The organism is Candidatus Hydrogenedentota bacterium, from assembly GCA_018005585.1.
Taxonomy (GTDB): domain Bacteria; phylum Hydrogenedentota; class Hydrogenedentia; order Hydrogenedentales; family JAGMZX01; genus JAGMZX01.
Genome location: JAGMZX010000039.1, coordinates 2,429 through 14,026, shown reverse-complemented (window position 1 = coordinate 14,026; position 11,598 = coordinate 2,429). Strand labels below are relative to the sequence as shown.

7 protein-coding genes are annotated in these 11,598 nt (G+C 65.9%); 3 read left to right on the top strand and 4 right to left on the bottom strand.

Features of this window, described 5'->3' with window-relative positions:
* The 3 genes from KA184_08820 to KA184_08810 all read left to right on the top strand — a co-directional run.
* On the top strand, window positions 1-836 hold an 836-nt coding region (locus KA184_08820; protein MBP8129673.1), incomplete at its 5' end, for a hypothetical protein.
* A gap of 30 nt (window positions 837-866) precedes the next feature.
* On the top strand, window positions 867-1,682 hold the full coding sequence (locus KA184_08815) for a pyridoxamine 5'-phosphate oxidase family protein (GenBank protein ID MBP8129672.1): 816 nt from the start codon (window positions 867-869) through the stop codon (window positions 1,680-1,682).
* A 72-nt stretch (window positions 1,683-1,754) separates the two neighbouring features.
* Complete coding sequence (locus KA184_08810) at window positions 1,755-3,845, top strand: beta-galactosidase (protein ID MBP8129671.1); 2,091 nt, start codon at window positions 1,755-1,757, stop codon at window positions 3,843-3,845.
* A gap of 12 nt (window positions 3,846-3,857) precedes the next feature.
* On the opposite strand, the gene KA184_08805 is transcribed toward KA184_08810, so the two are convergent.
* The 4 genes from KA184_08805 to KA184_08790 all read right to left on the bottom strand — a co-directional run.
* Window positions 3,858-4,736 (bottom strand): hypothetical protein, encoded by an 879-nt coding sequence (locus KA184_08805; protein ID MBP8129670.1) that lies wholly within the window; start codon window positions 4,734-4,736, stop codon window positions 3,858-3,860.
* Window positions 4,737-4,742: 6 nt separating this feature from the next.
* Window positions 4,743-5,846 carry a translation initiation inhibitor gene (locus tag KA184_08800; protein ID MBP8129669.1) on the bottom strand — a complete coding sequence of 368 codons (1,104 nt, stop codon included), beginning with the start codon at window positions 5,844-5,846 and terminating at the stop codon, window positions 4,743-4,745.
* A 5-nt stretch (window positions 5,847-5,851) separates the two neighbouring features.
* Window positions 5,852-7,705, bottom strand: a complete 1,854-nt coding sequence (locus KA184_08795; protein MBP8129668.1) for a c-type cytochrome — start codon at window positions 7,703-7,705, stop codon at window positions 5,852-5,854.
* Window positions 7,702-11,598: SUMF1/EgtB/PvdO family nonheme iron enzyme (locus KA184_08790; GenBank protein MBP8129667.1), on the bottom strand; the 3,897-nt coding region annotated here is incomplete at its 5' end. The genes KA184_08795 and KA184_08790, both read right to left, overlap by 4 nt.

The window sequence follows — 11,598 nt, the reverse complement described above, 5'->3', positions numbered from 1 at the left end:
TCCGGGCGGTCTACGAGCCCACGCCATACCTGAGCGCGCTCGTGGGCGGCTGCATCGGGCAGCGCAAGGATGTCACCGCCGGCGGCGCGCGATTCAACTTCATCACGGTCGAGGGCATCGCGCTCGGCACGGCGGCGGATTCGCTCCTCGCCGTGAAACGCCTCGTGTTCGAGACGGGCAAGGTGCAGATGGACACGCTCGTGCGCGCGATTGAAAAGAATTTCGACGGCGAGGAGCGCCTGCGCCAGCAACTGCTGCACACCGCCCCGAAGTACGGCAACGACGACCCTGCGGCGGACCAGATGGCGCACGACCTCACGCGCTGGTGGAGCGAAGAAGCCGCCACGTTGCGCGCGCCTGTGACGGGCAAACGCTACCGCGCGGGATATCTCTCGTGGAACTACGGCATCGCGTACGCGCCGCTGACGGCCGCCACGCCCGACGGACGCCGGCGCGGCACATATCTCTCGAACGGGGTCGCCGCCGTGGCCGGGATGGACCGCCAGGGCCCGACCGCCGCGGCGCGGTCCGTGGGGCGGCTCGGCCTTGAAACCGTTCCGAACGGCGCATCGCACACGATGTCGCTGTCGCCGTCGCTGCTGCGCGACACGGAGCGGCTGGACAAACTCGCCGCGTTTCTGCGCGCATATGTGCGCGAGGGCGGCACCGCGCTGCAGATCAACCTGCTCGATGCGGAAACACTGCGGCAGGCACAGCGGGAGCCGGAGGAATTCCGCAACCTGCTCGTGCGCGTGACGGGTTACAACGCTTACTTCGTGAATCTCGGCAAGGAAATCCAGGACGAAATCATCGCGCGCGAGACGCACCAGTTCTGAACCTGCATCGCGCAGGTTTGAGGGTCCAAAGTGGGAAGCATGATGCTCGAAGGCGGTCTGCGCGCGGCGCTGTCCGGCGCGTTTACGCCCAAGTTCCTGGCCACGCTCGACGCGCAGGGCCGGCCCAATTGCGTGCCGGTAATCTCGATCACGCCTTTCGACGAAACTACGCTCATCTTCGGCGAATTCCTTATGAACAAGACGCGCGCGAATCTCGACGCGCGTCCGGAAGTGTGCGTGGCCGTACAAAACGACGCTTTCGAGAGCTGGAGCGTTCGGGGCCGGTTCGAGGGCTGGGAAACGCAGGGGCCGCGCATCGACGCGATCAACCGCTCCCCCATGTTCCGTTACAACGCATACACGAGTGTGCGCGCCGCGGGCATCATCCTCATCGAGGATGTATCCGAGAAACAACACCTGACGCAGGCGGGCATGATAGGACGCTACCTCTATGCTCGCGCGCTTGCGGGCCTCCGCCGCGTTCCTGCGCGCGAGGAATCAATCATGCCCCCGCGTGTGCAGGAGAAGTTCCGGCGTTTGACCGCGGTGCGCGCCGTCGCGTTCCGGGATGCATCGGGTTCTCCCCGCGCCTTCGCGGCAATGCCCTGCGTCGCCTCGGGAGCACGTCGCCTGCTACTGGCCGATCCGCGCGCCGGCCAATGGTTGAAAGGGCTGCCGTCAGGCGCGGAAATGGCGGTGGGCATCATCACAATGGACGCGGTCGCCTATCAAGTGAAAGGCGTGTACCGTGAAACTCGCGCGGGCCTTCACGTGGTCGATCTCGATGCGTGCTATAGCGCCTCGCCGCCGTTGGCGGGAGACCGTCTCGACCGGGGTAATGGGTGAGGCGGACCTTTGCGGCGATGACAAGGGCCTTAAGGACCAAAGGAACCAGAAGGACAGGATATGTTTCCGAGAATGCCTGAACTCGTCTTCCTGTGCCTTGTGGCCGTGACATTATCACCTGCCGTCCAGTGCACAATTGTCAGCCCCTTCGTCATATTTACGCCCGAAAGATTGCCGGACGAGATTACTCTATGGAACGCTGATGGCCGCATTGTGTCGCGGCCTGAAGGGGCCGGATATCTGCTGGAGGTCACGTGCGGGCAACCGGGCAAGGCGCGAGTCGTGTTTGAAGCCGCGCAGGGGCCTTGGGATTGGGAAAAGATGGGCGGCATCCTTTTCGATTTGAAGAACCCTCAGGATGCGCCTTTGTCTCTCTCTGTCAGCGTGGATGGCCGCAACGCCGAAGGACGGCGCATCCGACTGCGGGGAAATATTACCTTGGCAGCGGGAGAAGCGCGGCCGGTTCCTTTCTTTCTCTACAACATGACGGCCGGACCGTACTGGGGCATGCAGGGCATCCCGCTCTACGGCCCGGTCATGGAAACCGGCGACATGCAGGACCAGGCGCGCCGCCGCCCCGTGACCGGGAATCGCGTCGCGCTGGAGTTGAACGCCTCCGCCGCCGGAGTCCGCCTGCTGCTGGGCAATCCGCGGGTATTCACCGAAGGCAGTGGCGCGGGGCTCCTCTGTCCGCATCCCTTTATTGACGCGTTCGGGCAGTTCATGCACGCAGACTGGCCGGGCAAAATCCACGACGAGGCGGAACTCCGCGCCGCGCATGATCGCGAGGCGGCAATGCTCGCGGCGGCGCCTGAACTGCCGCACCGCGACCGCTTCGGCGGCTGGGCTGACGGGCCCCGTCTCGAAGCGACCGGATGGTTCCGCACGGCGCAGGTTGACGGCAAATGGTGGCTCGTGACGCCCGAAGGCACGTTGTTCTTCTCGATTGGCGTGAACTGCGTGCGGCCCGGGGACGCCACGTTCATCACGGGCCGGGACGGCTGGTTCGCGTGGCTGCCGGAAAAGGACGGCCCTTTTGCGGCCTGCCTCGGCCGCACGAGCGGCGTCCACAGCCGCGCAGAGGCGATCAACGGAACCGGCGACACGCTGAATCACTTCATGGCCAACCTGATTCGCGCATACGGAGAGGATTGGGCCGTCCGCAGCCGCGAACGCGCGCTCGCGCGTCTGCGCGCCTGGGGCTGGAACACGGTCGGCAACTGGTCCGACGGCGGCATCCTCGCGGAAAGCCCGATCCCTTTCACGGTCTGCGGCGGTAGCGCCCGGCCACGCGCAATCGCAGGCAGCACCGGCTACTGGGGCAAGATGACCGATGTTTTCGACCCGGCATTTGCGCCGCAAACACATGAAGCGCTCCGCAGCCTCGCGGAACGCTACCGCGATAACCCCCTCGTTATCGGATACTTCGTCGACAACGAGATGTCCTGGGCAGGCATCGCACGCGGGGCGCTTGCCAGCCCGCCGGACCAGCCCGCGCGCGCAGCATTCTTAGAAGACCTGCGGGCCAAGTACGCAACGGTCGAGCAACTCAACGCGGCCTGGGAAACGGATGCGGCGGACTGGGACAGCCTGCAACCGCCGCGCGCCCCAAATGACGCCTGCAAGACCGACTTCGATGCGTTTGAGTACCGCTTCGCGCGCACGTATTTCGACGCGGTCGCGGGCGCGCTGCGCGCATTCGCGCCGCATCAGTTGTATCTGGGCTGCCGGTTCACGCCCGCATACTGTCCGCCCGCCGCACTGCGCGCCTGCGCCGAAACGGCGGACGTGGTCAGCATCAACGCGTACGTGCCGGAAATCGACGCGCACAAGTACCGCGATCTCGGCAAGCCCCTACTGATTGGCGAATTCCACTTCGGCGCGCTGGACCGCGGCATGTTCCACGCCGGCTTGCAGGCAACGGATAACCAGGGGGCCCGTGCCGCCGCGTATGTGCGCTACGTCGAGAGCGTAGCGCGGCATCCCATGTTCGTGGGTTGCCACTGGTTCCAGTATTTCGACCAGCCTGTCACGGGACGGAGCCTCGACGGGGAGAATTTCAACATCGGGCTGGTCAGCATCGCGGATGCACCCTATCCGGAACTCATAGACGCGGCACGCGCGCTGCACGAACGGGTCTACACCTTGCGCGCCGCCCGGTGAGGCCCGCCACGGTCATTCCCGCGTCAATTGGCAGATAACCACGCGGTCCTTCATGAACTGCGGCACATAGAGCAGACCGCGCTTGCGGTCCAGGCCGATATCCGCCGGCGATTCCAGTTCTACGAGCGTGCCGACCGTCTTCCCGTCGGGGCTGATGACACAGACCTTGTTCCCCGTGAAATCGGACACAATCAGGGAGCCATCGTCGAGCGCTTCAATCCCGTCCAGGCTCGCGAAGTGTTGTGCCAGCCCCAAAGGTCTTGCCAGCTCCTTGCCGTCTGGATCGAGTTCGAAGACTTCGTGCTGGTCCCAGCTCACGCCAAACAAATGCCCCTTGTGGAAGGCAAGCCCGTTCGCGCCGGGCAGCGCCGGCAACCGCGTCACTTCGCCCGTTTCATCTACACGATACACGCGGCCCAACCCGGTATCCGAGACATAGACGTACTTCCCGTCCGTAGCCAGGTCATTGAGCATCCGCGTTTCCGGCAGTTGGATTTCCTCCGGCGCTGCGCCCGACGATTCCGTTGATATACGCATCAGGCGCGAAATGTCCGCGAAGTACAGATAGTCGCCAAGACGACACATGCCCTTGGGACCGTTGATAACCGATTCGGCCGTGCTGTCCAGCCAGCGCGCCTGCGAAATCCCGCCCTCGGGCGTCAACAGAGAGATGTGGCCCTTGCGGTCGTTGCTCCAGTATTGACCTTCCAGCGCCTCGACGTTCGACACATACACCACGCCCGCGTCCACGTCCGGACACACGGATTCCGGCGTGTTGAACCCTTCCACCACGCGCACTTCTTTTGCGGTCCAGCGCGGCGCGGCCGTTTCCTGCGCGCCAAGCAGCGGCGCGCCAAGCACGAGCGCAAAAGCGAGCATCCCGGTTCGCATGATCCCTTACCCCGTTTGTTTTGCCTCGATAGCGTCCAGCTCGAATTCGAACAGAAGGTCATCCCGGCACACGTCATTGTTCACGAATATGGCGGGAAATGCGGGCAATCCCGCCGCTATCCGTTCAAACACGGGCAAATCCTTCATCCGTTTATAATACAGGATCGCGCGCGTGACGTGCTCCCAGCCCATGCCGCGCGAGGTGAGGATGGCTTCCACGACGCGCAGTGTCTGGGTCATCTGTGCCCCGGCGTCGTCGACGTACAGCGTTTGGCCCTCCGGCGCAATGCTGGCCGTGCCGGAGATCAGAATGCGGCGGCATTCGGGCTCATCCACCTCGACGGCGCGGCTGAACGAGCTGCCGTAGTCAAAGGCGGGACACTGCAGCGGCGAGGACAGGCGGCGGACTTGCACGGCGCTTGTCTTGGGCTTCACGGCAAGGCAGCCGCCAACCAGCGCGGCACCGGCCGGATTCCAGCCGCCCATGCCGGTGCTCGCGGGCACGATTCCGTCGAAGATGCGCCGCGCATAGAAGAATTCGTCGCGCGCGTCGTTGAATTCGCGGTACCACGCGGTGATATCCCGGTTATAGAACCAGGTGCGCACAACGTGGCCGAAATTCATGTCCGCTTCGGCCAGGACCGATTCCATCCGTTCGAAAACCTCGGCGGTCTGTTCTGCCGGGGACGCATCCGGGTTGCGGGGCAGGATTCCGGAGCACCGGCAGTACAGGGCGTGTTCGTCTTCAAACACGCTGCCGGCCACGCGGCCCTCGCCGGGCAGGCGGCGCACGACGGCCCCCTGTATGCCCCAGATCAGCACGCCGGAAATGGCCTGCCCGCGTTCGGGCGGCTCCACCACCCATGTCACGGGCCAGTCGCCCGGCACGCAAGCAGCCAGCGCATCGGGCGGCAGCGAACCAAACACTTCCGCCGCGGCCACCTGGATTTCTTGTGCGCGGAGCGACGCTACCAGATTGGCCAGAAATGCTTCCGGCGCTTCGCCTTGGCCGGGGACGCCGCTGAGGAAGACCTCGGCCCCCACGGCCGACGGCAGGCGCCGCATCATGGTGGTGCCGCCTGGAAAAGTCCTGTTGTCCTTATTGATCATGACCGTCATCTCGAAAGCACGAATGCTTCAAGGTCCGCCAGTTCCTCCGGCGTCAAGGTCGATGTGACGCCATGCCGGTCATTTGGATTGTGCGTCGTCAGCACGTCTCTCATGGTGGCCGCGCGCCCGTCATACAAGTACGGAGCAGTCCGCCACGCTTCGATCAGCGCCGGCGTATCGACAGGCTTGCCTTCGTCGAGGCCTTTGGTCATCCCCACGTCATAGGGCTGCTGGTCGGTATAGTTGGGCCCGTTGTGGCACGCGGCGCACCCGGCGCGCTCGAACACGGCGGCGCCGCGTTCCGCGGCGGCCCGGGACGCGTCGTCCAGCGTGACGGGGCTCGCCACGGGCCGGAGCAATTTCAGGTACTCGTCAATGGCAACGGCGTCCTCCTCCGGACGCACGGCGAACTGGATGTAGCGGATACCCGACCGCACGGCCGTCTCGGCGGTATCGCGCACCGCGAGCGACATGACGGGCGGCGTCTCGTGCGAAAGCAGCATGCTCCGCGTATTCTTCGGATTGCCCAGCCCGTCGTTCATCAAGTCCCAGTTCAGTCCGTCCACGCGCGCGTCGGGATGGCAGCTGGCGCAACTCTGCCAGTGCTGGAAACACAGCGCTGCATCGTGGAAGAACATCTCGCCCTTGCGCACAACCGTCATCTCCTGCGCCGGTCCGAGCGGCAGCGATGCGGCCGCTGGCCGTGCGCCGGGCGCAATATCCACCACGCCCAGCGAATCGGTGAAATACTCGGTCACGTACGCCTTTGTTCCGGCAAGCACAATGCCGCGCGGGCCGTTGCCCGTGAGTTTCAAGCGGCGGCGCAGATCCACGAGGAACGCGAGGTCGTTGGGCACGTCTTCGGGCGCGCGCGAGACTTCGGAGACGCGCTCGCCCGCGGCGACGCGATCCAGTTTCGAATGCAGGCCCACGAGGTCGACCACGCTGATCTCGTGCGTGCCCGCGTGCGCGACACAGAGGAATTTCCCATCCGCGGAGCAGGCCACGCCCCACGGGTTCGCCGCGCCGAGATCAACGCTGTCCAGCAACACCGTGTTCACCAGCTTCTTCCCGGCCACGTCGATGATGCTCAGCGCGTTGGTGTTCATCCAGCCGCGCTCCAGTTGCGTCGTCGGCAGGTGGTAGCGCGCCAGGATGTGCGCGGTGTAGGCAAACCGGCCGTCGGGCGACAGGCAGAGCCCGCGCAGGCCCGTGCTGCCGTTCGGCAAGGGCACGCGCGCCGCCTCGGCGTTTGCGGCCGTGTCGATGATGGAAATCACAGCAGCGGTATAGTCTCCGTCGGACGGCCCGGCGGGCAGGTGATTCGCCACGACAAGCCACTGGCCGTCCGGCGTGACCGCGGCAGCGACGGGTTCTCGCGCGACCGGGATCTGCGCCGTCTGCTGACCCACGGCCAAGTCCACGACGCCGACCGCGTTGTTGAACCGGTTGCAGACGTAGAGCGTATTCCCATTCGGATGCAGCGCCAGCCCGGTCGGGGTATGACCGGCGGGCAGTGTGCGCTCGACCGCGCCGCCGCCGGGCGCCACGACGGCGACCGCGCCCGCGGCGCCGCCACACGTGACATAGAGACGGCCGTCCGGGGCCAGCGCAAGACCCGTCACCGGAGCGGGCACGGGAATCTCACGCGTAACCGTGCTCGACGCGCTATCAAAAACCGCGACGCTGCCCGCGCCGGTTTGGGCAACATAGAGCGTTGCGCCGGCGGTATCCGCCGCGACCGCGACGGGCGACCGATACGACGGCTGCGCGTCCTGTGCGAACAGACCCGGCGCGGCCAGCGCCACGATGCAGGGCGCGATGCCCCAGAACATTTGCAGTCTTTGCGTGCGTTTCACTCGACTTCTCCTGCCATCTTGGCCGTTTTCGTTGTTCCATCATCCGCGATACAAACGACCCGGAACCCCACGTTGAACACCCGCTGCCAAGGCGCGTACGCAAGCCGGTAGGCTGCGGTTGCGCGGTGGGGGCGATCATACCAGGAACCGCCCCGAACCACCCGCTTCTCCCGGCCGAACAGCGTCTCGCGCCCGTCTTCAGCGTCATAAGGGTACGGATGATAGAGGCTGCTTGTCCACTCCCAGACATTGCCGTGCATGTCGTAGAGGCCCCACGCGTTCGGCTGGCGCGCGCCCACCGCCGCGGAAACGAGGCTGCCGTCGCGGAACCGTGCGTCGTGGGGCGCCCAGTCGTCATAGCGGTTCGGGTTCGGAAGGGGGTCCTCATCGAGCAAGTACGGGTTGCTCGCGAGGCGCTGCAACTCCAAGTCGCCGAGGTTGCCATAGGGGGCGAAGTCCGCGTCGTTGTTCCCGAAATGGAAAGACGTGGCGGCGCCCGCGCGGCACGCGTACTCCCATTGCGCCTCGGTCGGCAGCGCGAACTTGCCGTCCGTGTGCACGGTGAGCCAGTCACAGAAAGTCATCGCTTCTTCCCACGACACGCGCACCACCGGCTGGTCCGGCTGATTCAGCGGATAGCCGTGCACGCCGAACTGATAGCCGTGTTTCGATTCGACGTGGCTGTCGTGTCCGGGGTCGAACAGGGCATATTGCGCATTGGTTACCTCAAAAACACTCATCCAGAATGAAGCGCCAATACTCACGGCGGCCGCGGGCCGTTCATCCGGCTCGCCATCCGGGCCGCCCATGATGAAACTGCCCGCGGGCACGAGCACGAGGCGCAGTTCGCTGCCGTCCGGCAACAGGACCTGCCGTTCGGACACATCGTGGTCATCCTGCCTGCGCCTGGCTTCCTCGGCCGTGAACGGCCAATCCTGCAACACGGGGGGCGCAGCCCCGGTTTGCTGCGCGGCGGCCGCCCGCGGCGCAAGCGCGGCCCCCGCGGACAAGGGCGCCGACGGGACCATTTCTGGCGCCTCCTCCATACGGCAGTATTTGAGCCGCAATTCGTTCCGCCGTTCCGCGGCCGCGGCGACCCGCTGCTCGCCAAGCATCTCGCGCCAGGAGCCGTGGTAGGGCGCGTTGAGGTCGATCCAGGTGACAATGCGGTCCCACGCTTCGCGGTCAAGTGTCACGCCATGGTGGCCCTTCTGAAGTATCTGCACAAGTTCCGTCGTGTCCGCGTGATATTCCATCGGACTGAGCAGGTGCATGTCGCTCTCGATGCCCGGACGCCGCACGTACCGGTGCAATTCCGCATAGGACCGCGAAAACTCGCCGCCCAGTTCCGGGCTGGCGTGCCCGGCGATGCCCGAGGTCCAGTCCGTGACCATGTCACCGCCGCGCAGGTCCGGCGGCGTAACCGCATCGTGACAGGGCACGCAGTATCGGTCGAGCACCGGCTGCACCTCGCGCGCGAAGCTGAACCCGCGCGCGGGGCCGTACCACGGCGCAATATCTGACGGCACACGCCTCGAGGCCAGCGTGACCTGCGGCGGCGGGCTCATGTTCTGTCGCTCGTGGCAACCTGCGCACGACAGCGTCTCGCCCGGCATCGCCGTGAACCAGCTTCGCATGACCTGCAGCGCCTTGCCCTCCGCGTCAAGCGGCTGCACCGCGATGGGCGTGTACGCAGGGGCGCGAAACAGCGCGGAACCGTCCGCTTCGACGGGCACGGTGCCGAGCACGCGCTTCACGTCCCACGGCCCGTCCATGCCGACCATGCCGAGCAGGCCGCCCATCCCGCGATAGCTGAACACATAGGCGAACACGCGCAGAGACTTCACCGTACCAGCGGGCACGCCGTCGAGGCCGGGGCCGCGATAGACGTCGGCCAGATACACCACGGCGTCCTGACGGGAGGGGTCCACACGGTCGGGGATAACCGGCGGGCGCGGCGCCGGGCGCAGCGGGATCGGCTCGAAAAGGACGCGGCCCGGTTCCTCGCGCACGGGCAGCAGGTTGTCGAACACATCGGCCAGATAGAGACCCCAGCTTTCGTCCGGCGCGGGTTGCGCCGCCACGAGGAAATACTTGCCGCTGAGCGGATACGGGTGTAGAAACTTGGGCCAGGAATCGTCCACGAGCCGGTCGCGAATAACGGGGTTGACGGGTTTGCCGTGGCCGGGGATGCGCTGCACGGCGCCGTCCGCCTCACCGCGGCCCTTGGCGGGGTCGAAGATCACGAGTTCGCCCATGCGCCGCACGCCGTGATGGCCCGTAACGATACCCACGACCTGCGTGGGGTGGTCCGGAATGGGCCGTGCGAAAAAGATGCCGTTCGGCCAATAGGAATTGCTGCCGTAGAATTCCATCTGGCTCGTGCCGTCCGGGTTCATGTGGAAAAGAACGCGGCTGTTCGAGTGCGGCAGGTCGGCGTATTCCCAGCGCAGATACAGTACGCGCCCGCTGTGCAGCAGCGTCGGGCACCAGTTGTGGTCCTGATCAACGCATAACTGGCGGCTGCCGCTGCCGTCCGCATTCATGATGTGCAGGTTGGCCACGGCGTCGCCGCCGAAAACACACGGGATCCCGTGGTAACAGGCCGTTGACCCATAAACGATGCGCTCGTCGGGCAGGTAACACGCGTCGTAATTGTCCACGTCCGGTTCTTCGCCGCGAGTGACCTGACGCGGCGGCGCGCCATCGACAGGCGCTTCCCAGATCTGTTGTCTGCCGCGGCCGTCGGGCATCGAAAACAAGATGCGGTCCGCGTCGAAATGGAGGTCCACGTCGCCAACGAACCGCTTGTCCGGCGGCCGATAAACCACGCGGCCGGGGTCGGCGGGGTCACGCAGCGGGACCAGCGCGATTTCGTTGTCGTATTCGCCAGGCGGCAGACTGCAGTTGCCCTGCCAGTTGTGGGGCAGCCCAAGCGCGGGACTCTGGTCGCCGCGCCGAACCACCAGCACCGACTCGAAATCGAGCAAGGGGTTATCAAGCAACGCGGCGCGCTGAAAAGCGATGATCTCTGCCGCCTCCCGCAGGGCATCCGGTTCGCCGCGCGCGGCCGCCTCGCGGGTCGCGTCGAACCGCGGCGCGATGGCCTCCAATTGCGCCAGATATGCGCCGCCGTTGGGGTATTCCTTGGGATATGCGGCCGCCAAATCTTCAATCGCGCGGCGCAGCGCCGCCAGATCGACGCGCGCAAGCCGCGCGACGGCGTCCCGGTTCGTTTGCCGCAGCGCCGCTGCCCGCGCATACAGCGCCAGCGCCTTCCCATCGGCCGGGGCATTCACGACGTGCTTGATCGTTTCGTATTCGGCACGCAATTCCGCGCCTGAGGCGCCCGTCTGCTCAATCAGCTTGCCGATTACCGCCCATGCCGCGGCGGCGTCCGGGACGTCCCCGAACCAGCGGGCCTTGCCGTCCTCGCCGAAATCCGAGGCAAACCAGCGCGTTTCCCTCGGAAAATCCCGCTCGATTTCCGGCCAGGTCGCCGCAAGCGGGTCCTCGCCGGTCATAACCTGGAACACGGTGCTGCCGTTCGTCCCCGCGCCCGCGTCAATGCCGGCCCATGCCTCAAAGCCCACATAGGCGCGGTCCAGCGCGAACCGCAATTCGCTGGGCGCATGCGCCCAGAACCCGTGCGCGAACGTCCGGCCGGCAACGCTCAGCGGAGCGCCCGCATGATTGGTGTCGCGGTAGAGCGTGCCCCAACCCACCTTCGCGGCCGCGGGCGTCAGCGCGCCCAAGGGCGTCCGCGAGCCATCCGCCGCGGTCAGCACCGGCTCGCCCCAGATAGCCTGGTCGTAATTGTAAGTGTCCGGGCCGATTGTGGCGGTCAGGCAGAGCACGCTGGCTCCGGTCAGGTCCAGTTCAATGCGCCGCGC

Bases quoted from the DNA above. Each gene is read 5' to 3' on its own strand.
- KA184_08810 (MBP8129671.1), top strand. From the start codon at position 1,755: ATGCCTGAACTCGTCTTCCTGTGCCTTGTGGCCGTGACATTATCACCT.
- KA184_08805 (MBP8129670.1), bottom strand. From the start codon at position 4,736: ATGCGAACCGGGATGCTCGCTTTTGCGCTCGTGCTTGGCGCGCCGCTG.
- KA184_08800 (MBP8129669.1), bottom strand. From the start codon at position 5,846: ATGATCAATAAGGACAACAGGACTTTTCCAGGCGGCACCACCATGATG.